The organism is Brevundimonas sp., assembly GCF_051858995.1.
GTDB lineage: Bacteria > Pseudomonadota > Alphaproteobacteria > Caulobacterales > Caulobacteraceae > Brevundimonas.
On record NZ_JBHYGN010000011.1, the window covers coordinates 132,658 to 157,506 of the forward strand.

Consider the following 24,849-nt stretch of genomic DNA (forward strand, 5'->3'; position numbering starts at 1 on the left):
GCAGGCGAAGCCGGGTGGGAGGGGCCGGGCGAGGAAAGCGCGGCTGCCTTGCCTAGCCCTCCCCACCCGATCGCTTCGCGACCACCCTCCCCGGGACGGGGAGGGAGAAACTCAGCCCGTGACTCGTCGCGTCACGCGGCGGCAGTCAAGCCGATCAGAACGAGTCCGCCGGCATCGCCATCAGCACGTCGGCGCCGGTCTTCAGCTTGACCAGGTGCGCGGCGGCGTCGGGCAGGATGCGTTCGACGAAGTAGCGACCGGTCTGCAGCTTGGCGGCGTAGAACGGGTCGGTCGAACCGGCGTCGATCTGCTTCTGGGCGGCGACGGCCATCTGCGCCCAGACGTAGGACAGGGCGGTGATGCCGAAGATGTTCAGATAGTCGGTCGAGGCGGCGCCGGCGTTGTCCGGGTTGGCCATGCCGTTCTGCATCAGCCACATCGTGCCGTCCTGCAGCTTCTTCTTGGCGTCGGCCAGGCCGTCGATGAAGGGTTTCACCGTCTCGCCAGCGTCGTTGTGCTCCGACACGAAGGCGTCGATGTCGCCGAACCAGCTCATGATCGCGCGACCGCCGGCGGACGGCAGCTTGCGGCCCACCAGATCCAGCGCCTGAATGCCATTGGTGCCCTCGTAGATCATGGTGATGCGCGCATCACGCAGGTACTGCGAGGCGGGGAAGTGTTCGGTGTAGCCCGAGCCGCCGTGCACCTGCATGGCCAGCGAGGCGGCGTGGAACCCCTTGTCGGTCAGATAGGCCTTAAGCACCGGGGTCAGCAGGCCCATGTAGTCCTTGGCCTTCTGGGCCACGGCCTCGTCTTCCGACTTCTCGAGATCGGCCTGCAGCGCGGTCCACAGGATGAAGGCCTGACCGCCTTCGACGAAGGCACGGGCTTCCAGCAGCATGCGGCGCACGTCCGGGTGGACGATGATCGGATCGGCCGGGCCGTCCGGGTTCTTGGCGCCGGTCAGCGAACGACCCTGCAGGCGGTCCTTGGCGAACTCGACGGCGGCTTGGTAGGCGGCGGTGCCGATGGCCAGGCCCTGCAGGCCGGTGCCGAGGCGGGCCTCGTTCATCACCACGAACATGTTGTTCATGCCGCGGCCTTCTTCGCCGATCAGCCAGCCCTTGGCGCCGTCGTACTGCATGACGGCGGTCGCGTTGCCGTGGATGCCCATCTTGTGCTCGAGACCGGCGCATTCCAGCGTGTTGCGCTCGCCCAGCGAACCGTCCTCATTGACGAGGAATTTCGGCACCACGAACAGCGACAGGCCCTTGATGCCCGGAACCGCGCCTTCGACGCGAGCCAGCACGGTGTGGATGATGTTGTCGGCGAAGTCGTGCTCGCCCGCCGAGATCCAGATCTTCTGGCCGGTGATCGAATAGGAACCGTCGCCATTCGGCACGGCCTTGGTGCGGACCATGCCCAGATCGGTGCCGCACTGCGGCTCGGTCAGGTTCATCGTGCCGGTCCATTCGCCGGTCGACATCTTGGGCAGGTATTTCTGCTTCAGCTCTTCCGAGGCGTTGGCGTGGATGCCCGCCCAGGCGCCGGCCGTCAGGCCCGGATACATCGAGAAGGCCGCCGAGGCGCCGGCGGTGAACTGGCCCACGGCCGAGCCGATGACCGAGGGCATGCCCTGACCGCCATAGGCCGGATCCATCATCAGCGAGGGCCAGCCGGCCTCGACCATCTGATGATAGGCTTCCTTCCAGCCCTTGGGCGTGGTGACCACGCCGCCTTCGGTCCAGTGACAGCCTTCCTTGTCGCCCGGGTTGTTGATCGGGGCGATGACCTCGTCGGCGAACTTGCCCGCCTCTTCGAGAATCTGCTGGGCCAGCTCGGACGACACGTCCTGGAAGCCGGGCTGGTTGGTGTAGCGATCGATCTCCAGCACTTCGGACAGGATGAAGGTCAGGTCGCGGACAGGCGCCTTGTAGGCCATGGTCAGGCTCTCGCTTTGAAGGGCTGGTGGTGGTGTTCGGTGTTGAGGCGGGCCTTCATCAGGCTCGCGTACTCATCAGCGCCGGGCAGGAGGTCAGGACGGTATTCGCCCAGCTTCTCTTCCATCCAGCGGCAGGCTTCTTCCGCCGTCTCGATGGCGCCTTCGATGTCTTCCAGTTGCTGCTTCAGCGCCGCGATCTGGGCGCGGTGCTGGCGCAGGGCCACGGCCATCTGATGGGCGTTGTGGTCCTTGCGGTCATACAGATCCAGCATCGACTGGATCTCCTGCAGGCTGAAGCCGATGCGGCGGCCGCGCAGGATGAGCTTGAGGCGAGCGCGGTCGCGAGCGTCATAGACGCGGGTCTGACCCTTGCGCGCCGGATTCAGCAGCCCCTTGTCCTCATAGAAGCGCAGGGCGCGCGCCGTCGCGCTGAACTCGCGGCACAGCTGGCGGATGGAATAGGTGCGGTGATCGTCAGCGGTCGCCATGGGCGAAGTTCTAGACCGAACTTGACGCGGACGTAAAGGGAAGGTTTGGGGCGCGGCGGCAGTCGGCCTCACTGCAAATGCAAAGGGCCGCGACGTCTCCGCCGCGGCCCTGTTGCCTGCTGCCTGAAACCTGCTGTCTCAGATCAGCGCACTTCCCGCGCCCGCATCCACAGGACCGGGGCGGTCATGGCGATCAGGATCAGGTTGGTGACGGCGGGGCCGACGTCCAGGCCGGTGGCGTGGACGGCCAGCATGGCGATCTCGGCGATCAGCAGGCCCGAGGCGGCCACGACCAGCAGCGGGCGGCCGTGCTTCCACGACGCCAGCGGGGCCAGCATCAGAACGGCCAGGGTGATCTCGGCGAGGCCGAAGCCGCGCACGAAATTCTCCGACACCAGGGCCGGCCATTTCATCAGGTCGATCAGGTTCGCCATCGGTTCGCTCAGCTTGGCGTAGCCGGCGGCGATGAAGAACATCGCGATCCAGCCCTGCAGGGTCCACAGGGTCAGGTTTCGGTAGCTCGCGTTCAGTCGCGAGCGGGCGGGGGTGAGGGTCTGAGAAGTCATTATCGATGACGCCCGTGGGGCGCTCTTGTTATTTGCAACAGTCGCGAGATCGGATCGACCTGACCGTTTCGCAAGGGCGCGAAGCGAGGGCGTAACCATCCGTGACCTTCTTGTGACGTCCACCCGCGGCCAAAGCGTGGCCGTACTTATAAATCGCTGTAATGTGACCGGCGTTTCCCGACCGTTAAGCGACCGGTCGCGCGGTTCAAACTGACAGCTCATGACGGGCTCCGGCGGGGCGAGGGGCCGGCCCTGCGCCGACCCCCGCGTTCTACCGCCACCCTGCCGCCAACCTCCTGTCAGCAGCCGTACAGAGTAGTGATCACGCCGAGGTGCTGACGGCGGCGACCGGCTCGTTCAGCGGGCTGATCTGGGCCTCGGCGGCGGACAGGAAGGCCGAGGCGACGAGGGTCAGGCACAGGCCGGCGGCGAAGGCTTCCAGGCAGGCGACAGCGCGCCCCAGGGTGCTGGTGGTCATGGTCTTGTTCCTTGATGTGTGAGGGTGAGCCGGGGGGGCTCGGGTCAGAGGCGGAAGAGGTCTTCCACCGGCCGTTCCAGCGCCCGCGCGACGCGGCAGGCGAGGGTGACGGACGGGTCGTAGAAGCCGTTCTCCATGGCCCGCATGGTGCGCAGGGAGATGCCGAGTTGTTCGGCCAGTTGGGCCTGGGTCAGGCTCTGTGCCTGCCGCATGGCGCGGATCGGGTGAGCGGGGATCATTGGCTGTCCCATCCATCGCGGCGGCTGAAGCTGATCAGGGCGTTGATCAGAGCGACGACGATGGCCGTGGCGCCGATCGACGGAGCGTCGCCCCAGTTGGCGGGCCAGAGCGGCAGCGGGTCGGTCAGGCCGCCCGCCAGGACGACGACGATCAGCAGCATGAAGGTGGAGGCGCCCGGCGAGCGCCAGTCCGTCTCGGACATCGACTTGGTCATGACAAGGCTCCCTGTCGTTGTGACAAGGGTGTTTTACATCACCGTTGGGTACAGTCAAGCGTCTTTTACATCCTGACAAGCGAGCTTGCCCAAAGCCCGTCGCGACGGGCTTTCACGGGTGTCGCGCGGTCCGGATCGCCGCCAATCGCGCCAGTTTTTCGTGGAAGGGCGTCCAGTCGTCGGCTTCCGCGATGGCCGCCCAGATCGCCTCGACTTCATCGATCAGCATCTCTTCCGGCTCGGGACGGGCGAAGGCCGGGTTCTCCAGCCGCTCGGGCCGGTCCGGTTCGTGCTCGAACAGCGAGTAGCGGAAATTGTCGAAGGTCTTGCCCTGCCACAGCTTCGCGCGCGGCCCGGCCAGCGCCCGCGCCGACGACGCGAAGCCGCCGAACCAGTCGTGGAACAGGGGCTCCCACCGCGCCGCCTCTCCGGCCTCGCGCAGCAGGGCAAGGGTGGTGTCGAGCAGCCGCTGGTCCGCCGCCTCGCCGAGGCTCTTTACGCCCAGACGGTTCAGGAAGGCCGTGCGCAGTTCGCGGATATAGGCCGGGCCGAAACCGTTCAGCGCCTCGGTCAGCGGCTCGGCGTCCGCCGCCAGTTTCAGCGCCCCGCCCAGCTGGGTCAGGGCCCAGAATACCGCCTCCGGCTGACGCGCGAAGGCGTAGAGCCCGGTCTGGTCGAAATAGGCCGCGGTGAAGCCGGGCTCGTAGTACGGCAGGAACCGCCACGGGCCGTAGTCGAAGCTCTCGCCGGTGACGTTTAGATTGTCGGTGTTCAGCACCCCGTGGACGAAGCCCGCCGCCACCCAGCGCGCCGTCAGCCGGGCCGAGGCCTCGACCACGGCCCGCAGGAAGCCCGGCACATCCCCTTCGGCGACCTCGGGGTGGTAGAGCGCCCGCGCATGCTCGACCAGCGCGTCGACCATGTCCACCCGCCCGAAATACGCGGCGCGCTGGAAGGTGCCGAAGCGGATATGGCTGTGCGACAGCCGCACCAGCACCGCCGAGCGGGTGGGGGAGGGCTCGTCGCCCCGCTCCAATTCCTCGCCTGTCTCGATCAGGCTGAAGGCGCGGCTGGTCGGCACGCCCTGCGCCTCCAGCATCTCCGCCGCCAGCACCTCGCGCACCCCGCCCTTCAGCGTCAGCCGCCCGTCGGCCGAGCGCGACCAGGGCGTGGTCCCCGAACCTTTCGTTCCCAGGTCAAGAAGTCGACCCGGGAGGGCGCTATCGCTCGCGACGCGGTCGCTCACTGCTTGAGCGCCGGGCGTTTCCCGAAGCTGGCCCGCCAGGAACCCTCGTCCATCGCCGAGGTCGGGGTTGTAGTGACGGAACTGGTGCCCATGATAGCGCATCGCCACTGGCCCGGGCTGGCCGGGCAGGGGCTCGAAGCGGCCGAAATGGGCGATCCATTCGGCGTCCGTCAGCGTCTCCAGTCCCACCGTCGCCGCCGCCCGGTCGTTGCGAAAGCGCAGGCGGGTCTCGGGGAAGTCGGCGGCGCGCACGGGATCGCCGTACTCGCCTCCCAGATCGAAGAAGCGGGGCTCGGGGCGGTAGGCGGAGGAGGCGGGCATGGCCGCCAGATGCGATCTTCGCGGCTCTGGCGCAACTGTATCGCCTTGAACCCTTCGCCCCGGACCGTATTGTAGAGGCAGAGATCAGGTCCGTCCGCCACGCGGGCGTGGCCAGGCCGGCGCCTTTCGCGAATCCGGTCCGACGCCCGTCGATAACCTGGCGTCATGACACCCCCCGACCGACGGAGGCCTCATGGCGCGCAAACTCACCCTGGAATTCCTCAAGACCGAGGCCGGCTCCGGCACGGTGCTCGGCTTTGCGGCCCTTTTCGCGCTGATCATCGCCAACTCGCCGTGGTCGAAGGACTATTTCGGCTGGCTGAAGAGCGAGCACGTGGTCCAGCTCGGCCCGGTCCTGCTCGAGCTGACGGTCTCGGAGTGGATCAAGGAAGGTCTGATGGCGATCTTCTTCCTCGTGGTGGGGCTGGAGATCAAATACGAGATCCTCCGCGGCGAGCTCAGCGATCCGCGCAAGCTGGCCACGCCGGTTCTGGCGGCCGTCGGCGGCATGGTCGCTCCGGCCCTGGTCTATCTGGCGGTTTCGGGCCTGCTGTCCGGCCCCCACGCGGGCTGGCCGATCCCGCTGGCCACCGACATCGCCTTCGCCCTGGCCATCTTCGCCATGGTGGCGCGCAACCTGCCGTCTTCGCTGCGGGTCTTCCTGCTGACCCTGGCTATTGTCGATGATCTCGGCGCCATCGCCCTGATCGCCGTCCTCTTCTCCAGCGGGGTGCAGATCGGGCCCCTGCTCTGGGTCGTCGGCCTGCTGGCGGCGGGCGCATTGGTCGCCCAGTGGAAAAAGATTCCGGCCCCCTTCTGGGTGCTGGGCTTCGGCCTGATCTGGTACCTGACCGTGCAGGCGGGCCTGTCGACCTCCCTGACCGCCGTCGCCTTCGCGGCCATCGTGCCGGTCAAGGATCGTCGCTCGGACGGCCAGAGCCCGTTGCAGGAGGCGATGCACGATCTGCACCCCTACGTCGCCTATCTGGTTCTGCCGCTATTCGCCTTCGCCAAGGCGGGCGTCAGTTTCGCGGGCCTGTCGCTGGATCAGGCCTTCGCCCCTCTGGTCATCGGCATCGCGCTGGGTCTGTTCGTCGGCAAGCAGATCGGCGTGCTTGGCGCGGCGACCCTCGCCTCGACCCTCAAGATCGGCCGCCGCCCCACCGGGTCGACCTGGCTGGAGCTCTACGGGGTCAGTCTGCTGTGCGGGGTCGGATTCACCATGAGCCTGTTCATCGGCATCCTCGCCTTCCCCGGCGCCATCGACTCGCCCGAACAGGTCGAGGTGAAGATCGGGGTGCTCGCGGGCTCTATGTTATCAGCGATCACTGGCGCAATGGTTCTCGGAATAGCGGCCAATCGGCGCAAGAAATTAGCTGCTAGCGCCCCGGAAAATCGCAAGAACTGAGCAAATATTGACGTAGCGTCATCGCATTTTGTCGCTTTTGCGTCACAGTTAGGCTTCACCTACCGATGAAATGCGGGGTGACCAAACAGCGCTCCTTGTCGGTGAGTCCCGCCTGAGTTACCCAAAAGACTGGAGTATCGCGTTCCACGTAAGAGCGCGGCCCAAGGGATCAGGAAACGCCGCGGTCACCGTCACTGCACGGGCCCGGCCATTGTCGGGGAGTGGGCATGCGCCTCACCAATATTCTTCGCACGACCGTTTCGGCCGCCGTCGTTGGCGCTTGCGCCTTCGGCTTCGCCGGGGTCGCTTCGGCCCAGGATCAGGATGGTCCGGCCACCGTCGATGACATCATCGTCACCGCCCAGAAGCGTGAGCAGAACCTTCAGGACGTGCCGATCGTGGTCACCAGCCTGGCGGCGGAAACGCTGCAGGATGCCGGTGTCCGCGACATCAAGGATCTGCAGATCCTGACCCCCGGCATGACCGTCACCTCGACCTCGTCGGAAGCCTCGACCACCGCCCGCATCCGCGGCGTCGGCACCGTCGGCGACAACCCCGGCCTGGAAAGCTCGGTCGGCGTCGTGATCGACGGCGTCTATCGCTCGCGCAACTCGGTCGGCTTCGGCGACCTGGGCGAACTGGCCCGCATCGAAGTGCTGAAGGGCCCGCAGGGCACCCTGTTCGGCAAGAATACCTCGGCCGGCGTCATCAACATCATCACCGAGGCCCCGTCGTTCACGCCGGGCTACAACGCCGAAGTGACCGTCGGCAACTACGGCGCCATGGGCGCCTCGGGCTCGATCACCGGCCCGATCACCGACACCCTGGCCATGCGCCTGTACGCCGCCCGTCGCGTCCGCGACGGCTTCTACGACGTCAATATCGGCGACGGCCCGCGTCCCGAGACCGACGACCAGAACCAGGACTTCGGCGCCGTCCGCGGTCAACTGCTGTGGCTGCCGAACGACAACACCTCGTTCCGACTGATCGCCGACTACACCTCGCGCGATGAATACTGCTGCACCGGCGTACAGATCCGCTCGGGTCCGACGCAGGCCTTCATCGACTCGCTGTCCGACGGCCCAGGCGCCCGCCCGCCGGCAGCCGGCTTCGCCCCGCTGCCCTTCTCGCGTCTGGCCTACGCCAACCGCTCCAGTGGTCAGGAAATCGAGGACAAGGGCGTCTCGCTCGAAGCCAACTTCGACCTGCCGTCGCTGTTCGGCGGCGCGACCCTGACCTCGGTCACCTCGTGGCGCGACTGGTCGACCACCCTCGGTCAGGACATCGACTACACCGGCGCGGACATCGCCTACCGCAACCAGGACGGCGACAACGGCTACAGCGTCAAGAACCTGACCCAGGAAATCCGCCTGGCCGGTCAGAACGATCGCTTCGACTGGCTGGTCGGCTTCTTCGCCACCAAGGAAGAGATCAACCGGGCCGACAGCTGGTACTTCGGCGCCGACTACACCCCGTTCATCTCTCTGCTGCTGACGGCCAACCTGAACGCCGCCACGCAGGGCCTGCCGACTCCTCCGGGACCGATCCCGATCAACCCGGGCCGCGTCGGCTGCTTCACCGCCACCGGTCAGACCGCGCCGGGGCTGCAGGGCTGCCTCTACGGCGCCGTGCCCGCCACCGGCCCGGGCTTCACGCTCGGCCAGGGCTATGCCGACACCTACGACCAGGAGTCGACCTCCTACGCCATCTTCACCAACAACACCTGGCACGTCACTGACCAGTTCGACCTGACCCTCGGCCTGCGTTACACGATGGACGACAAGTCGCTGGACGCGCTGCAGCGCAACACCAACGGCAACGGCGCCACCTGTACCGCGGCCCAGCTGAACGCCGGCGCCATCGGCACGGCCCTCGGCGCGAGCAACGTCGGCGGCATCCTCGGCGCCCTCTGCCTGCCCTTCGCCAACAGCGCCTTCAACAACCGTCCGATCTCGGAAGGCGCCGACGACGGCGAGCTGACCGGCACGATCAAGGCCTCGTACCGCCTGAACGACGAGATCATGTTCTACGGTTCGTACGCCCGCGGCTATAAGAGCTTCGGCTACAACCTGGACCGCGTCACCGCACGGGCACCATCACCCCGGTGTCGTCGCTGTACTTCCCGTCCGAATATGTCGACAGCTACGAAGCCGGCGTGAAGATGACGCTGCTGGCCCGCACCCTGCTGCTGAACGTCACCTACTTCGACCAGACGTTCGAGAACTTCCAGCTCAACACCTTCAACGGCGCGGGCTTCACCGTCGAGCCGATCCCGGAACTGACCTCGCGCGGCATCGACGCCGACATGATCTGGTTCTCGCCGATCGAGGGCCTGAGCTTCCAGGGTGGTCTGACCTACACCGACGCCGAGTACGGCGTGTTCACCGCCGCCGATCTGGTCGATCCGAACAACTTCCCGGCCGCCTCGCTGCTGCCCGGCTCGCGTCCGTCGTTCGCGCCCGAGTATTCGGCCTCGCTGTCGATCAACTTCGAGCGCAACCTCGGCGGTGGTCTGCGCGGCGGGTTCAGCCTCGCCGGCAAGTACATGTCGGAATACAACACCGGTTCGGACCTCTCGCCCTTCAAGATGCAGGACGCTTTCACCACCGTGAACGGCCGCATCATGCTCGGCACCGAGGACGAGCGCTGGACGGCCGAACTGTGGGGCCAGAACCTGACGGACGAAGAGTACCTGCAGGTCGGCTACAACGGCCCGCTGCAAGGCACCGCCTTCCAGACCACGGTCCAGCCCGCCGGCACCAGCCACCCGGGCACCTTCTACAACCAGGCTCGCGACACCCAGACCTACAACGCCTTCCTGGGTCAGCCGCGCACCTACGGCTTCACTGTCCGTCTGAAGTACTGATCGCTTCGGCATCGCTGAAACGAGAACCGGCCGGGGGCGACCCCGGCCGGTTTTGTTTTGGCGGGCCGGGCTTTCTACGGCGCGGCGCGCTTCACCGGCGTGATCGCCCAGATCACCGGCGCGCCGATCACGACGATCAGGGCGAACAGGCCGAACGGACCGCCCAACTGCGCCGGGAATGCATCGCGCAGCAGCCAGAAGACGACCATCAGGCTGAAGCCGAGCAGAAGGGCGCTGCCCCTTGATACGACCAGTCGGGTCCCGCAGCCTGCGCAGATGAAGGGCGTGCCCAGATCCAGCTGGGTCCGCGCCAGCGGCACGCGCTGTTTGCAGTCAGGGCAGTGTGGGCCAATGGGCAAGGGGGCCTCCGGTCAAGCTTGCCCCTGCACCTTCATGGCCTGTTCGCCGGCTTGCAACCGGCTGAGGCGGGCAGGGGAGATCGCCCCCGCCCGCCTCGAGCCTTACCAGCGCTCGTCCGGGCCGACCGGGGCTTCCGCCGCCGCAGCGGGGCGTTCGCCCTCGGCTCTGCGCGCCGCCGCACCGCCGCCCAGCACTCGCCGCATCCAGCCCGCGACATCGTCCACGATGGTGAAGATCGCGGGGATGTAGAGCAGGGACAGGAAGGTCGACGAGATCAGGCCGCCCAGCACCGCCACCGCCATGGGCGAGCGGAACTCGACGTCCGCGCCCCAGCCGATGGCGATCGGCACCATGCCCGCGCCCATGGCGAAGGTGGTCATCAGGATCGGCCGCGCCCGCTTGTGCGCGGCGTCCATGATCGCCTCGAACCGGTCCATCCCGGCCTTCTCGGACATGATCACATAGTCGACCAGCAGGATGGAGTTCTTGGCCGCGATCCCCATCAGCATCAGCACCCCGATCAGGGCCGACATGGAGAAATTCTTGTCGGCCAGGGCCAGGGCGATGAAAGCGCCGCCGATGGCCAGCGGTAGGGCGGCCATGATGGTCACCGGATAGGCGAAGCTCTTGAACAGCAGAGTCAGCACCGCATACATCAGCAGGATGCCGGAGATGAAGGCGATGGCGAAGCCGGTGATCATCTCCTGGATGAACTCCGCATCGCCCGCCGGCACCTGACGCACGCCCGCGGGCAGGTTCTTCACCGACGGCAGGGCGTTCACCGCCGTGCCCGCAGCGCCGGTGGTGATGCCGTCCAGCTCGGCCGTGATCGAGGCGATCCGCGACCGGTCCTGACGGGTCACCGTGGCCGGGCCCGCGCCGAACGACACGTCGGCCACGGCGCTCAGCGGCACCTGACCGCCATTGGCGGTTGGCACCCGCAGGTTCTCGATCACCGTCAGATCCTCGCGCGCATCCTCGGTCAGTTGCAGGCGGATCGGGATCTGGCGGTCGCCCAGATTGTATTTGGGCAGGTTCTGATCGACGTCGCCGATGGTGGCGACGCGCACGGCCTGCGAGATCGATCCGGCCGAGACCCCGGCCAGGGCGGCCTCATCGGGACGCGGGGTCACGACGATCTCGGGACGGGCGATGGCCGCCGTGTTCACGATGTTGGCCAGACCGCGCACGCCGCGCATCTCTTCCTCGACCTTGCGCGCGGCGGCGTCCAGCGTCGCCGGATCATCGCCCAGGATCGAGAAGGTGTAGCTGGTGCCGTCGCCCGGTCCGCCGCCCTGCTGGGCGATGCCCGCGCGGATGCGGGCGCCGGGGATGGACTTCAGGTCATCGACCACTTCGCGGGCGAATTCCTGCTGGCTCAGGGCGCGTTCGCCCTTGGGCACCATGTCGGCGTAGACATTGGCCTGATTGACGTCCTGACCGCCGATGGCGGCGTAGACCGAGGTCACCTCGTCGCGGGCCTCAAGGCGGCGGGTGACCTCCTGCACGATGGCGTCGGTCTGGGCCAGGGTCGATCCGGGCGGGGTCTCCACTTGGAAGGCCGCGCGGCCTTCGTCGGCGGGCGACATGAACTCGAACGACATCTTGGCGATGACCGAGGTCCCGATCGAACCGACCAGGAACAGGAAGCCCATCAGGAACACCAGCCAGCGGTGCGCCAGCGACCAGCGCAGGGCCTTCAGGTAACCGCTCATCCAGAACGGATCGCGGTCCTCGTGGTTGGTGTGCTTCAGCATGAAGGCGGCCATCAGCGGCGTCACCGTCCGCGCCACGACCAGCGAGAAGAAGACCGAGATACAGGCCGCCAGGGCGAAGGCCTTGAAGAACTGGCCGATGATGCCCGGCATGAAGCCGACCGGGGCGAAGACGGCGATGATGGTGCCGGTGGTCGCCACGACCGCCAGACCGATCTCGTCCGCCGCCTCGATGGCCGCGCTATAGGGTGGCTTTCCGTCCCGCATGTGCCGGACGATGTTCTCGATCTCCACGATGGCGTCATCGACCAGGATGCCGATGGTCAGGGACAGCGCCAGCAGGGTCACCCCGTTCAGCGATTGGTCCATGGGCGCCAGCAGGGCGAAGGTCGGGATCAGCGACAGCGGCATGGCCACCGCCGCGATCAGCGTCGCCCGCCAGTCGCGCAGGAAGATGAACACCACGATGACCGCCAGCAGGGCGCCCAGACCCAGGGCCTCCAGTGAGGCGAGGTAGCTCTCCTCGATGTATTTCACGCTCGAGGTGACCTGCTGGATGGTCACATTCGGATTCGCTTTGTCGATGCGCGCGACCTCCTTGCGGACGGCCTCCGAGACCTTCACCTCGGATGCGGTGCGCGAGCGCAGGAAGTTGAAGGTCACGGCCTCCTGACCGTCATAGCGGGCGATGCGACGCGGCTCGCCCCACTTGTCCTCGACGGCGCCCAGGTCGCCCAGGCGCACCGTGCGGCCCCCGTCCAGCGGCACCAGGGTCTCGCGCAATTGCTGCACCGAGGTGGCCGAGCCGACCGTGCGCACGGCCCGCTCTGACCCGGCCACGGTGACGCGGCCGCCCGGCAGGTTGTTGTTCACGCTGCTCAGCGCCTGGCTGACCTGCGCCGCCGTCACGCCGTAGGCGGACAGGCGTTGCGGATCCAGCTCGACCCGGATCTCGCGATCCACGCCGCCCGAGCGGTTGACCTCGCCGACCCCGCCGAGCGCCAGCAGCGACCGGCTGACCTCGTTGTCGATGAACCAGCTGATCTGCTCTGGCGACATCGTCTCTGACCGGACCACATAGGTGATCAGGGCGTCGCCGGTGATGTCGATGCGCTGGACGGCCGGCTCCTGCATGTCCTGCGGCAGGCTGGCGCGCAGGCCGGTCATGGCGTTGCGCACGTCATTGGTCGCGCGGTCGGTGTCGGTGCCCAGCTCGAACTCGATGACCGTGCTCGACACCCCGTCGGTGATGTTCGAGTTGATGTGGCGCACGCCCGACAGACCGGCGAGGGAGTCCTCGATCAGCCGGGTGACCTGCACCTCCATCTCGGCGGGCGCGGCGCCCGGACGCACCGCGGTCACGGAGACCAGCGGGAAGTCAACGTCCGGGTTGTTGTTGATCCGCATGCCTGCGAACCCGACGATCCCGCCGATGGTCAGCAGCAGGAACAGCAGGATAATCGGGATCGGGTTCCGGATCGACCAGGAGGAAATCTGGTTCATGTCGGTCGCTTCCGCTTAGTGGGCGCTGGCCGGGGCGGCCGACTGGGCCTGCGCCCGTTCAGTGGCGGCCTGACGGGCGGCGGCCGCGGTCGCGACGCGGACCCGGTCTCCCTCGTTCAGGAAGCCCGCGCCGTCCACCACGACCCGCGCGCCGGCCTGCAGGCCCGACACGGCGGTGCGGTCCTGACGGCGGTTCACCACGGTGACGGGCTGGAAGTGCACGGTGTCGGCGCTGGCCATCACGAACACGCCCGCGCGGTTGTTGCGGTACAGGATCGCGCCGGTCGGCACGACGGTCGCCGGCTGGGCGCCGACGTCGATCTGGGCGCGGGCGAACATGCCGGGGCGCAGGGCGCTGCCGGGAGCCAGGGAGATCCGGGCCAGACCCAGACGGGTCTGGGCGTCCACCTCGGGGGTCACGATGCGGACCGTGCCGGTCGTCGGCGCGGCCTGGCTGGAGGTCACCTGCGCCGACTGGCCGGAGCGGACAAGCGCCAGTTCGGTCTCCGGCACTTGGGCGTCCAGCTCCAGGCGGCCGTCGCGCACCATGCGGAACAGCTCGGTTCCGGCGCTGATGATCTGGCCGCGGGTCACGCTGCGGCTGATGATCTGGCCCGAGACAGGCGCGCGGATGGTGGCCTGCGACTGGCGGGTGCGGGTCTCGGCCAGGGCCGCGCGGGCCGAGGCCAGGTTGGCCTGCGAGGCGCGCTGGTTGGCCAGAGCCGTGTCCAGCGAGGCCTGGCTGAGGAAGCCGCGCTCCTTCAGCTCCTGCGCCCGGGCCAGGGCGGCGTCATCGCGCGCGGCATTGGCCTCGGCGGTCTGCACGGCAGCCTGCTGCTGGCGCACCTGGGCATCCAGCAGGGCGGTGTTCATCTGCACCAGCGGCTGCCCCTGACGCACATAGGCGCCCTCGTCCACATAGACGGCCGTCGCAACCAGCCCGCCCGTCTCGGCGCCGACCGGAACCTCCTCCCAGGCCGAGACCGTGCCCGAGGCGGTGACCAGCCGACCGAGGTTCTCGGTCGTGGCGGTCTGCACGCTGACGGTCTGGCTGCTGGCCCCGCCTTTCTCCGTCGTTTCTCCACCCCCGCCACAGGCGGCCACGGCGACGGTGGCGGTCAACAGGACGGCGGCGGCGGCCCAGCGGCTGCGAAGCTTGATCGACACGTGATTTTCCCTTGTCGCCGCGAGGGGAGCGCGGCCGAGCGAATGAACGCCCCGACGGGCGTCCGGTTGTCATCCGTCGTTGAATACCGTTTCCCCAACCTGTCGAAAACCTGCAAAGCGTCGCGTTACGACTTCGTAATCCGCAACGAAATCAGGCACGGAGACAGTTCGGATCGCCGTTCCGTTGGCGCTTTTCCGCCCGCCGTGCTAGGCGCGCCGGACCATGCCGACCACCCCTATCGAACGCATCCGCAACTTCTCCGTCGTCGCCCACATCGACCACGGCAAGTCCACGCTCTCCGACCGCCTGATCCAGTACACGGGCGGCCTGACCGCGCGTGAAATGTCCGCCCAGGTGCTGGACAACATGGACATCGAGAAGGAGCGCGGCATCACCATCAAGGCGCAGACCGTGCGCCTGAACTACAAGGCCAAGGACGGGCTCGACTACGTCCTGAACCTGATGGACACGCCCGGTCACGTCGATTTCGCCTATGAGGTCTCGCGCTCGCTGGCCGCCTGCGAAGGCTCGCTGCTGGTCGTCGACGCCTCGCAGGGCGTCGAGGCCCAGACCCTGGCCAACGTCTATCAGGCCATCGACAACAACCACGAGATCGTGCCGGTCCTGAACAAGATCGACCTGCCCGCCGCCGAGCCCGAGCGGGTCAAGGCGCAGATCGAGGACGTCATCGGCATCGACGCCTCCGACGCCGTCATGGCCTCGGCCAAGTCGGGCATCGGCATCGAGGATGTGCTGGAAGCCATCGTCACCCGCCTGCCGGCGCCCAGGGGCGACATCGACGCTCCGCTGAAGGCCATGCTGGTCGACGCCTGGTACGATCCCTACCTGGGCGTCGTTCTGCTGGTCCGCGTCTTCGACGGCGTGCTCAAGGCCGGCCAGCGCGTGAAATTCATGCAGAACGGCTCGACCCACCTGGTCGACCGCGTCGGCGTCTTCCTGCCCAAGAACACCCCGGTCGACCAACTCGGCCCCGGCGAGGTCGGCTTCATCACCGCCCAGATCAAGGAAGTCGCCCACGCCGCCGTCGGCGACACCATCACCGACGAGAAGAAGCCGACCGCCGAACCGCTGAAGGGCTTCAAGGAAGTCCAGTCGGTGGTCTTCTGCGGTCTCTTCCCGGTGGACGCCGCCGACTTCGAGGACCTGCGCGCGGCCATCGCCCGCCTGCGCCTGAACGACGCCTCCTTCACCTATGAGATGGAATCCAGCGCCGCTCTCGGCTTCGGCTTCCGCTGCGGCTTCCTCGGCCTGCTGCATCTGGAGATCATCCAGGAGCGCCTCAGCCGCGAGTTCAACCTCGACCTGATCGCGACAGCCCCCTCGGTCGTCTACAAGATCAAGCAGCGCGACGGCACGACCATCGACCTGCACAATCCGGCCGACCTGCCGGACGTCATGCAGATCCTCGAGATCGAGGAGCCGTGGATCAAGGCCACCATCCTGACCCCCGAGGAATACCTCGGCGGCGTCATCAAGCTGTGCCAGGACCGTCGCGGCGAGCAGAAGGAACTGACCTGGGTCGGGACCCGCGCCATGGTCGTCTACGAACTGCCGCTGAACGAGGTCGTCTTCGACTTCTACGACCGCCTGAAGTCGATCTCGAAGGGCTATGCCTCGTTCGACTACGAGCTGACCGACTACAAGCAGGGCGACCTCGTGAAGATGTCGATCCTGGTCAACGCCGAGCCGGTCGACGCCCTCAGCATGCTGGTCCACCGTTCGCGCGCCGAGACGCGCGGCCGCGGCATGGTCGAGAAGATGAAGGAGCTGATCCCTCCGCACATGTTCCAGATCCCGATCCAGGCCGCCATCGGCGGCAAGATCATCGCCCGTGAAACCGTCCGCGCCCTACGCAAGGACGTGACTTCGAAATGCTACGGCGGCGACGCCACCCGGAAGAAGAAGCTTCTGGAGAAGCAGAAGGAAGGCAAGAAGCGCATGCGGCAGTTCGGCAAGGTCGAAATCCCGCAGGAAGCGTTTATCGCGGCGCTGAAGATGGATGAGGATTGAGGGCTGGAAAACAGTCTCAGGTAGTTCTAGGTCTGCCCTCTATAGGGGAGGCTGACAATGTTTCTGGGTCTGTGTTTGGAAAAGGGGGGCTTTCGAGCAGCATGGCTCGACGGTACCCAAGTTGCTCCCGTTCTCGTCGAACGGGACAGAGCTATAAATCCGCATGATGAGCCAAGCGAAATGGCTACTTGGGCCTATGGGCGGTTTGAGCAAATCATCGCGCGCCATCCGGTCTCAAAAGTTGTCTGCAAAATTTCGATAGATTTGAAATCGCAGGAGTCCGTTCTCAATCACGGTGCTCCGCTGGGGATCCTCGCTTATCAGTGCGGGAAGGGGCAGATCCCTCTGAAGCTTATCACCAAAAACAAGCTCAACCGACCGGGCACGTTTTCACTCGCGAAGGGGGCAAAGCCCGCTGATTGGGCTGATGCGCTTAAAGATGGTAAAGTGCATTGGGATAGCGCGCTACGTGATGCTGTCCTCGCTGCAGCATCTGAGTTGCCATGAGACTCCCCATTGGCACACAGCTCAACAAGTATGTTCTTCAGGAACGTTTGGGAGGCGGCAGTTTCGGGGATGTTTACCGAGCGCAGGATCGGGCAACCAGCTCTATATGTGCCCTAAAATGCATCGAAGTTGATCCCACGACGTCTATTGATTTGGTGCTTCAAGAGGCGAGAAATCTCAAGGCATGCCAATCCCAGCATATCGTTGAGATTGCATCTGCTGATGTGATGCCTCTCGGGGCGTCAACGGTTGTGCTCATCGACATGGAGTACCTCCCCGACGGCTCCCTAGAAGGGCGGATCGAGAAGCTAGGTATTTCATATGGCGATGCGCTGAGCGCTAACCGACACATGCTGCTTGGCCTGTCGTCTGCCCATAAGAATGGGATTATTCATAAAGACGTGAAGCCCGCCAACATCATGATTGATGGGGCAATCTATAAACTCTCCGATTTTGGCATTTCGTACGTAAAACAGACCGCAATCGGAATACCGCTCACATATGAGCCGAACGCGGCCCCTGAACTGATCGCCGGGGGCGCGCCCGATGAGCGTACGGACGTATACGCCGCCGGGATGACACTGTTTAGATGCGCTCTACTCTACGGAGCGATCGGGATCGACGCCCAGCAGGTTGCCGATTGGGAAGCCAGCGGCCGACTCGTCGGACTGCCCGAATTTATAGGCTTCCCCCGACATTTCCCTCGGCGCCTTAAAGCGGTGATCAAGACGGCTACGGCTCCAGACCCCCTCAAACGATATCAGAGTGCGGGGGAAATGCTCACGGCTCTCGAAAAGCTGAAGATTGCAAAATCTTGGCGGAAGACGGGGCTCGCTGAATGGTCAGCAAATGTGAACGGGAAGGTGCACCGTTTGGATGTAGCCAAGACCGCTAAAGGTTGGGAGCTTTGTTACGCTATAGACGGTCGCAGAAGGAACGCAGACTGTTCGACCTATAAAACAGAGAGCCTGGCGCTGAAGGCGCTGGATGACGCTGTTTCGAAGTCTGTCTTAACGTAACCGACTTCCTCAGAACCCGAAGGTCACCGCCGCCACCACCCCCTCATCCCGGGGCCCGTCGCCGATCGGCGCGTAATACCCCAGCGACACATCCAGATACCGCCCCGGCGCGCGCAGGTCGTCGCCACCCATCCAGTGGCGCCAGGCCACGCGCGGACCCGCCGCCACGGCCCATTCCTCCGCCCGCAGGCTGTCGTAGTCAGCACGAACGCCCACGCCGGCGGTGACCGTGTCGCGGCGGCTTTCGCTCGCCACCCAGGTCCAGCCCAGATTCGCGTCCGCCACGGCGTAGGTCTGCTCGTCCTCCAGCAGGCGGGCGACGTCCACATAGACATGGGCCGACGGCCAGCTGTCGCGGTCGTAGCGCAGGTCGCTCCCCACATCCGCCGACCAGGCGGCGCGCAGCATGGTGTCGTCCCGGGCCGCGTCGCCGACGGCGATCAGGCGGCTGGCTTCCAGCGACAGATTGGTCTCGGTGAAGGGCTTCCAGCGGACGCCGACCCAGCCTTGCGTGCTCTCGCCGCCGGTCGGGCCGGTGTCGGCGTCGACGGTCTGGTAGGCGCGGGCGAAGACCTGCACCGGGCGGCCGTTGTTGTCGCCGCCGACGCGGGCCCAGACCTCGCCGCCGACCTGGGTTACCTCATCGCCGCCGCCATTGACCAGGGTCGTGGCGCTGTCCGCCGGACCGACCGAGACGGTGGCCGTCCCGCCGAAGCGATGCTCCAGCGTCTGCAGTTCGCGCCCGATCTCGTGGCGGCGCTGCGGGGTCAATTGTTCAGCGGGCAGGGTGCGCGCGCCCTGTTCCAGCCAAGTGATCGCCTCCGGGTCCTGCCCCGCCCGGCGCGCGGCGTAGGCGGCGTCCAGCGCCTGGGCGCCCTTCAGCGGCTCGGCCCGGTCGGCGGCGGCGAAGCCCTGCACGGCCAGCCGGTCCTCGCCCGTGCTGACGGCCGCATAGGCGAAGTCCAGCGGCGCATTGCCCGGCAGCATGCCCGAGGCATGGGCCTCACGCAGCACGGTCCGCGCCTCGCCCGTCCGGCCCAGCTCTACCAGAGCCTGCACCCGGGCGCGGGCCAGATAGGCGCGGCTCTCTGCGGTCGGGGCCAACGGCGCGGCCAGTCCATAGGCCTCGGCCGCCTGCCTCAGGTCGCCGGTCCGGCGGGCGGTCTCGGCGCGGCGGGTCTGGACCCGGTGGTCCCAGCTTCCGGCCACCGGCTGCAGCACCGACAGGGCGGTGGCGTCGTCGCCCGATCCGATCAGGGCGTCGACCAGCAGCAGCCGCCAGTCCAGATTGTCCGGCGCCGCGTTCACCGCGCGGGCGGCGGGGGGGACGGCGTCGGCGGGTCGTCCAGCATTCATCGCCGCATAGGCGGCCGTGGCGTCGGCGTATCCATCGGACGACGCGGCCACGGTCTGGGCCTGAACGGCGGCGGGCGTCAGCACCGCGGCGCCGGTGGCGGCCAGGGCGACGGAGGCGAGCAGGAGGGAGCGGTTCACGGCGGGGCCTCGGGGGTCAGACAGGTTCGTGACGGGGGTCGGCGGGCGCGTTTCTCAGCGCCTCCACCAGATGTTCGTTCAGCCAGCGGGCGCTGCGCTGGTCCTTCAGCGCCGCCTCGATGTCGGTCGCGGAGACCATGTTCAGCCGGGTCAGGGTCTCGCCCAGCGAACGGCCATCAGCGCGCGAGGCCATCAGGGCGGTCTGCAGATCAGCGTGGCTGATACGGCCCCGGCGGATCAGGATGTCGCCCAGCCGCGCATAGCCGGCCCGCACCGAGCGCCACAGCATGGCCTCGCGCGAGGCGTCCAGATGGCCCGCCGCCCGCATCCGGCCCAGCTGCTCCCGCACGGCGGCGAACGGGTCCTCGCTCCAGGCGAAACGGATGGCGAAGGCGATGTCGCTCAGCGGGGCGAACAGGAAGCGCACGCTGCGCACGCCCGACTGGCCGAAGCGTTTCTCCAGCGCCGTCCGCTGGGCCGGGGGCAGGGGCTCGGCCAGCGCCACGTCGATGCCCGATCCGTTGCGACGCAGCGGCACGGCGCCATAGCGGGCGGCCTCCTCGGGCGTCAGCAGGTTCAGCACCTCCGGCTCGATCTGGAAGGGATCGAAGATCGAGGCGTAGGTCTCGCCCCGCTCGGCGAAGGCCTCGGCCAGATGGTCGTCCTCCACCGCTCCAAGGTCGAGGAGCAGCAGGCCCAGCGGGCGGTAGTCGGCCTTCTGCGCCTCCAGCGCCGTGGTCAGGTCGGCCTCGCTGACGTGGTTCCAGAACCGCAGCGTCTCGCCCAGACGGCCCGAGCCCTGCTGCAGTTCCGACAGCGACGGATAGGCGTGCTGGGTCTTGTCCCAGGCGATCGGGCGTTTGGTGATCAGGTGGCTGATGTACTGGCGCGACGCCCGCCAGAAGGCGCCGAACGAGATCAGGTTGGAGGTCACGATCCGCACCGGCGTCAGCGGCACATGCTTGATCCCGTGGTTCAGGAAGGTGAACCAGGCCCGGTGCACGATCCGGTTCACCAGGAACAGGAAGTTGATCGTCACGATCACCCACACCCAACGCCGGTCGATCACCGGCGGCAGGTTGATCGCCTCGGGCCAGATATTCTCGACCAGAAGCAGGCCCAGCAGCTGGATCACGATCACATAGCCGAACATGCCGACCGGGGCGGTGAACAGCGCCTTGCGGTCGCGGAACAGATAGTACCGGTTCACCAGCCCGCCGAACCAGCCCAGCTGGGCCCAGCCCATGATCGAGATGCCCAGCGTCCAGCGCGCCTTCTGGCGAACGCTGTAGAAGAATTTGTGCGGGAAGAACTCCTTGGTCGACACCAGCTCACGCCGCTGGATGTCCACCATCCCCTTGCGGAACCACGCCTTCCTCTGGCGCGGCACACGGGCGTGATAGCGCACGAACTGCGACGGATAGCCCAGGGCGCTCAGCCGGTGAGCGACGTCATAGTCCTCGGTCAGGCTGTCGGTGTTGAACGGCTGGCCGTCCTTCTCCTCCACCAGCGCCATCATCGCGCGGCGGTGGAAGGCGGTGGCCACGCCCGCCGACGGCGTCATGCGCGCCAAGGCGGACCGCACCGGCAGGTCCTTGGTGTGGAACTCGGCGAACTCGTCCATGTAGTGGCAGGCGACCAGGCTGGTCCATTTGCGGTCCATCGACAGGACCGGCATCTGGATCATGGCCGCCTCATCGACGAACCAGTTGACCGTCTTCAGCCCATAGGGATGCACCACGTCCTCGGCGTCGTGCATCAGGAAGGCCCCGAACTTCTGGCCGGACTTTTCCTCGTACAGAAGGATGTTCTGGATGATCCAGTTCAGGCAGTCGGCCTTGGACGTCGGGCCGTCGTGCGGCACCTCGGCGCGGTGCACATTCGGGAAGCGCTGGCGCACCTTTTCCACCTCGCGCCGGGTCTCGGGATCGTTGGCGTAGACCCCCACGAAGATGTGGTAGCGGCTGTAGTCGAAGGTGTTGTTGGTGTTGGCCACCATGCTGGCGATGACGTCTGACTCCTGCCAGGCGGGCACCATGATGGCGATCAGCTTCTCGGGCTCGCGGTCCAGCAGCCTTTGCGGCGCGGGCCGGTCCCAGAAGCTGCAGAACCGCACCAGCAGGCCCCACCAGTAGGCCAGGTCGATCAGCAGGTCGTCCAGCGAGCTGATCAGGATCAGCACCGCCGAGATCATCACCGCCCAGCGCAGGAACTCCCAGTAGCCCAGCAGGACGTCATGTCCCGGCAGATGGGAGAGCCAGTAGCCCAGGGTGATGACCATCAGGCTCGACATGTCAGACGGCCGCCCGGATCTGCTCGCCGCCCAGGGCCTTCACCGGACTCCAGCGCGAGACGATGTCGGCGATGCGTTCGGCGGCGAAGCCGTCGCCGAACGGGCTGACGGCGCGCACCATCTGCATCCGCTCCGGTTCGTCGTTCAGCAGCTTCATGGCGGCGACGACCACCTCATCGGTGCGGGTGCCGACCAACCGGGCCACGCCGGCCTCGACGGCCTCGGCCCGTTCAGTGGTCTCGCGCAGCACCAGCACGGGCACGCCCAGCACCGGCCCTTCCTCCTGCACCCCGCCGGAGTCCGACAGCACCAGCGTCGCGCTCTTCAGGTGCGACAGGAAGCCGAGGTAGTCCAGCGGCTCGACGATGCGGATGCGGTCCTGCCCGGTCAGGGCGGCGTCCACCCGACCGCGCAGGGCGGGGTTGGCGTGGGCGGCGAAGACGATCTCGATATCGGGCACGCTGTCCCGAATCCGGATCAGCGCGGCCAGAACCTGTTCCAATTCGGGACCCCAGTTCTCGCGCCGGTGCACGGTCACCAGCACCAGCCGGCGGCCGTTCGTCAGCGGGACAGGCGTCACGCGGGCGCCCGACAGCCGAACGGCGTCGATTCCGGTGTTGCCGGTCATATGGATCCGGTGCTGGGACACGCCCCCGCGCAGCAGGTTCCGGACCGCCGCCTCGGTCGGGGCGAAATGCAGGTCGGCCAGCTGCCCGACCACGCAGCGCCAGCCTTCTTCGGGGAAGGGCTGGTCCAGATCGAAGGTCCGAAGGCCCGCCTCGATATGGCCGATGGGGATGCGCCGCGCGAAGCCCGCCATGGCCCCCGCCGCCGTGGTCGAGGTGTCGCCCTGAACCAGCACCAGCTGCGGCTCCAGCCGCCCCAGCACATCGTCCAGCCGGTCCATGATCTGGGCGAAGCGGCCGCCCAGAGTCCGTTCAGGCGACGGCGGATCCAGCCGGATTTCCGGCTCGATCGCGAACGTCTCCAGCGCCTGCGCATTCAGCGCGCCCTGTTGTTCGGTCGATATCCACACCGGTTCCAGACCGGCGCGTGCAGCCAGCGCCGCCCGGACGGGCGCCAGTTTGACGACCTCCGGACGCGTGCCCGCGAGTATGGCGATTTTCACAGTCCAGCCCCAAGCCTTGTCGAGCGATCCCGACCGTCGCGGTATGCAATCGCCGGCCCCAACGAAACCTGAGGGCTCCGTTGTCCGGCGTTCATCTCGCGCCCCGTTATTCAGCGCGCGCCGTCTAGGGCCGGTCCGCGTCGTCATCGCGACGTCCGCAAGACCGGATTGCGGCAGCTTCACCGTTGCAGCAGGTCGCTCCAGCGCCAGCTGCCGGTCCCCAGCGCCACCCGCGCCGCGCCTGGGGCGTCGCTCATCGTGATCAGCACCATCCCGCGCATGGCCTCCCGGCGGCAGGCCTGCGGGGCGAAGGCGACCTCGAGCGCGATGGCCTGACGCACGCCCGCCAGCCCCTTGCCCGACTGTCCCGGCGTCTGGCGCCAGTCGCCGTCCCAGACCAGCAGGGCGCGGTTCGAGCCCGCCGTGCGGTGGGCCGCATTGACCGCGTCGCGGACGTCGTCGTCCTCGCGCAGGGCGTTCTGGATTTCGCGCACCAGATCGCAGCCGCCGCCGTTTCCGGACCCGCCGCCACCGCCGGTCCCACCGCCCGCTCCGCCCGCGCCGCCGCCTGATCCCATCCCCGCGCGCAGGGCGCCGGCCAGCTGGGCGTCGCCGATGGTCGGCATGGCGATCTCGAGCGGGGTGTCAGGGACCGAGGCGGGCAGGGGGATGGACTCCATCCGCGGCGTCGGCCGGGCCGGGCGCAGGCGCGGCGGCGGGCGGGTCGCGGGCGGGCGCACCGTCGGGGCGGGCTGGGCCGCCGCGGGCGCGGGCGTCGGCGTCTCGGCCTTCGGTCCGGGCGGCGGCGGCGCATCGGTCGGCGCCCGGGGCGGCGGGGGAGGGGGCGGCTTCGGCGGCGGGATCAGCTCCACCAGCATAGGCGTCGGCTCGGCGGGCGGTCGCGGCGTCGCCGGGTCCTGCGCGGCGAACAGCACCAGCAGCAGGGCGGCGTGGGCTAGCACCGCGACCGCCGCCGCGCCCACACGCCTTCCTTTCCGTGGCCCCGTTCCGCGCATCCACTCTCCCGAACATCGTTAGATAAGATTCGACGTGCTTATGATGATCTGCATCTCGCGTCAGCATCAAGGCGATGATCCATCAGTGAATCTCAAGCTTAACCGCTCACTGCGCCAGCAACACTGATCGAGATAAAATGCACAGCTTCCATTCGTCTCATGCAACCTCGACCGCCGTTCGCCGTTGGGCAACCTGTGCTGGGCGGCATGCGCGACAACCGGGATTGGCGCACCGGATCATTGATGGAGAGACTCTTGATCAAACCGCAATTCAAAACGGCAGCCGCCGTTGGCGTCATCCTGGCCTTCGGCGTCGCCGCTTCGGGCTGCGCCAGCCACCGCTTCGTCCGCGACCAGACGGCCGTGGTCGACGCCCGCGTGACCACGGTCGAGGGCACCGCCGGCGAAGCGCTCGCTCGCGCCAACGCCGCGCACAAGCTGGCCGAGGGCAAGTTCCTGTACGAGGTGGTCCTGTCGGATGACTCGGTGAAGTTCCCGACCGACGGCAACACCCTGTCGCCCGAGGCCGAGCAGCGTCTGGCCGAGTTCGCCCAGCGTCTCGCCAGCGAAAACCAGAACGTCTACCTCGAGATCCAGGGCTACACCGACAGCGTCGGCGACGAGCGTCATAATGACCAGCTCGGCGAAGCCCGCGCCGAGGCCGTGCGTCGCTTCCTCAGCCGTCGCGGAGTCGCCCTGAACCGCATGGGCGCCATCTCCTACGGCGAGGAAAACCCGGTCGCTTCGAACGACACCCCGGAAGGCCGCGCCCAGAACCGCCGCGTGACCATCGTCGTCCTGGCGTAAGCTGGAGCGACGCCTTTCCCGACGGCCGCGCGGTTGAC

At 67.2% G+C, this 24,849-nt stretch carries 21 protein-coding genes; 7 read left to right on the plus strand and 14 right to left on the minus strand.

Going from position 1 to position 24,849, the window contains the following annotated elements; all coding sequences use genetic code 11:
* Positions 1–154 precede the first annotated feature (154 nt).
* From ACTIEF_RS12950 to ACTIEF_RS12980, 7 genes are all read right to left on the minus strand, one after another.
* Positions 155–1,942, minus strand: coding sequence for an acyl-CoA dehydrogenase C-terminal domain-containing protein (locus ACTIEF_RS12950; RefSeq protein WP_439472554.1), 1,788 nt, complete (start codon positions 1,940–1,942; stop codon positions 155–157).
* A 2-nt stretch (positions 1,943–1,944) separates the two neighbouring features.
* Positions 1,945–2,430, minus strand: coding sequence for a MerR family transcriptional regulator (locus tag ACTIEF_RS12955; protein ID WP_376858853.1), 486 nt, complete (start codon positions 2,428–2,430; stop codon positions 1,945–1,947).
* A gap of 143 nt (positions 2,431–2,573) precedes the next feature.
* Positions 2,574–2,996 carry a DoxX family protein gene (locus tag ACTIEF_RS12960; RefSeq protein WP_439472555.1) on the minus strand — a complete coding sequence of 141 codons (423 nt, stop codon included), beginning with the start codon at positions 2,994–2,996 and terminating at the stop codon, positions 2,574–2,576.
* A gap of 322 nt (positions 2,997–3,318) precedes the next feature.
* A complete protein-coding gene (locus ACTIEF_RS12965; RefSeq protein ID WP_439472556.1) occupies positions 3,319–3,474 on the minus strand; it encodes a hypothetical protein in 156 nt (51 codons plus the stop codon).
* A gap of 44 nt (positions 3,475–3,518) precedes the next feature.
* Positions 3,519–3,713, minus strand: coding sequence for a helix-turn-helix transcriptional regulator (locus ACTIEF_RS12970; RefSeq protein WP_439472557.1), 195 nt, complete (start codon positions 3,711–3,713; stop codon positions 3,519–3,521).
* On the minus strand, positions 3,710–3,928 hold the full coding sequence (locus ACTIEF_RS12975) for a hypothetical protein (protein WP_439472558.1): 219 nt from the start codon (positions 3,926–3,928) through the stop codon (positions 3,710–3,712). Before ACTIEF_RS12975 ends, ACTIEF_RS12970 begins: the two co-directional genes overlap by 4 nt.
* Positions 3,929–4,040: 112 nt before the next feature.
* Positions 4,041–5,495 (minus strand): protein adenylyltransferase SelO family protein, encoded by a 1,455-nt coding sequence (locus ACTIEF_RS12980; RefSeq protein WP_439472559.1) that lies wholly within the window; start codon positions 5,493–5,495, stop codon positions 4,041–4,043.
* Positions 5,496–5,688: 193 nt separating this feature from the next.
* Between ACTIEF_RS12980 and nhaA the strand changes: the two genes are divergently transcribed.
* The 3 genes from nhaA (at position 5,689) to ACTIEF_RS12995 (ending at position 9,769) form a co-directional block, all read left to right on the plus strand.
* Complete coding sequence (gene nhaA / locus ACTIEF_RS12985) at positions 5,689–6,903, plus strand: Na+/H+ antiporter NhaA (protein ID WP_439472560.1); 1,215 nt, start codon at positions 5,689–5,691, stop codon at positions 6,901–6,903.
* 227 nt (positions 6,904–7,130) lie between these two features.
* Positions 7,131–9,062 (plus strand): TonB-dependent receptor, encoded by a 1,932-nt coding sequence (locus ACTIEF_RS12990; RefSeq protein WP_439472561.1) that lies wholly within the window; start codon positions 7,131–7,133, stop codon positions 9,060–9,062.
* Positions 9,059–9,769: a hypothetical protein gene (locus tag ACTIEF_RS12995; RefSeq protein ID WP_439472562.1), complete on the plus strand. Its 711-nt coding sequence runs from the start codon at positions 9,059–9,061 to the stop codon at positions 9,767–9,769. The genes ACTIEF_RS12990 and ACTIEF_RS12995 overlap by 4 nt, the downstream gene beginning before the upstream one ends.
* Positions 9,770–9,843: 74 nt before the next feature.
* Here the strand turns inward: ACTIEF_RS12995 and ACTIEF_RS13000 are convergent, their stop codons facing one another.
* The 3 genes from ACTIEF_RS13000 to ACTIEF_RS13010 all read right to left on the minus strand — a co-directional run bounded on the left by ACTIEF_RS13000 (position 9,844) and on the right by ACTIEF_RS13010 (position 14,514).
* The gene (locus ACTIEF_RS13000) at positions 9,844–10,128 is read right to left on the minus strand and encodes a hypothetical protein (protein ID WP_439472563.1); all 285 of its coding nucleotides are present in this window, start codon (positions 10,126–10,128) and stop codon (positions 9,844–9,846) included.
* A gap of 102 nt (positions 10,129–10,230) precedes the next feature.
* Positions 10,231–13,347, minus strand: a complete 3,117-nt coding sequence (locus ACTIEF_RS13005; protein ID WP_439472564.1) for an efflux RND transporter permease subunit — start codon at positions 13,345–13,347, stop codon at positions 10,231–10,233.
* A 15-nt stretch (positions 13,348–13,362) separates the two neighbouring features.
* Positions 13,363–14,514, minus strand: a complete 1,152-nt coding sequence (locus tag ACTIEF_RS13010) for an efflux RND transporter periplasmic adaptor subunit (RefSeq protein WP_439472565.1) — start codon at positions 14,512–14,514, stop codon at positions 13,363–13,365.
* Between the two features lie 223 nt (positions 14,515–14,737).
* On the opposite strand from ACTIEF_RS13010, the gene lepA reads away from it, so the two are divergent.
* Genes lepA through ACTIEF_RS13025 form a run of 3 tightly spaced genes read left to right on the plus strand, consistent with a single transcriptional unit; the run spans position 14,738 to position 18,072 of the window.
* Entirely contained in the window at positions 14,738–16,546 is a 1,809-nt protein-coding gene (gene lepA / locus ACTIEF_RS13015; RefSeq protein WP_439472566.1) for a translation elongation factor 4, read from the plus strand.
* Positions 16,547–16,603: 57 nt separating this feature from the next.
* Positions 16,604–17,053, plus strand: coding sequence for a hypothetical protein (locus ACTIEF_RS13020; RefSeq protein ID WP_439472567.1), 450 nt, complete (start codon positions 16,604–16,606; stop codon positions 17,051–17,053).
* Positions 17,050–18,072, plus strand: coding sequence for a serine/threonine-protein kinase (locus ACTIEF_RS13025; protein ID WP_439472568.1), 1,023 nt, complete (start codon positions 17,050–17,052; stop codon positions 18,070–18,072). The genes ACTIEF_RS13020 and ACTIEF_RS13025 overlap by 4 nt, the downstream gene beginning before the upstream one ends.
* Before the next feature lie 9 nt (positions 18,073–18,081).
* Here ACTIEF_RS13025 and ACTIEF_RS13030 read toward each other — a convergent pair whose 3' ends face one another.
* From ACTIEF_RS13030 to ACTIEF_RS13045, 4 genes are all read right to left on the minus strand, one after another.
* Positions 18,082–19,566, minus strand: coding sequence for an NfrA family protein (locus ACTIEF_RS13030; RefSeq protein ID WP_439472569.1), 1,485 nt, complete (start codon positions 19,564–19,566; stop codon positions 18,082–18,084).
* 16 nt (positions 19,567–19,582) lie between these two features.
* A complete protein-coding gene (locus tag ACTIEF_RS13035; protein ID WP_439472570.1) occupies positions 19,583–21,859 on the minus strand; it encodes a glycosyl transferase family protein in 2,277 nt (758 codons plus the stop codon).
* Between the two features lies 1 nt (position 21,860).
* Positions 21,861–22,988, minus strand: a complete 1,128-nt coding sequence (wecB, locus tag ACTIEF_RS13040; RefSeq protein ID WP_439472571.1) for a non-hydrolyzing UDP-N-acetylglucosamine 2-epimerase — start codon at positions 22,986–22,988, stop codon at positions 21,861–21,863.
* Between the two features lie 179 nt (positions 22,989–23,167).
* Positions 23,168–23,950 carry a hypothetical protein gene (locus ACTIEF_RS13045; RefSeq protein WP_439472572.1) on the minus strand — a complete coding sequence of 261 codons (783 nt, stop codon included), beginning with the start codon at positions 23,948–23,950 and terminating at the stop codon, positions 23,168–23,170.
* 297 nt (positions 23,951–24,247) lie between these two features.
* Between ACTIEF_RS13045 and ACTIEF_RS13050 the strand changes: the two genes are divergently transcribed.
* A complete protein-coding gene (locus tag ACTIEF_RS13050) occupies positions 24,248–24,811 on the plus strand; it encodes an OmpA family protein (RefSeq protein WP_439472573.1) in 564 nt (187 codons plus the stop codon).
* Positions 24,812–24,849: the final 38 nt, after the last annotated feature.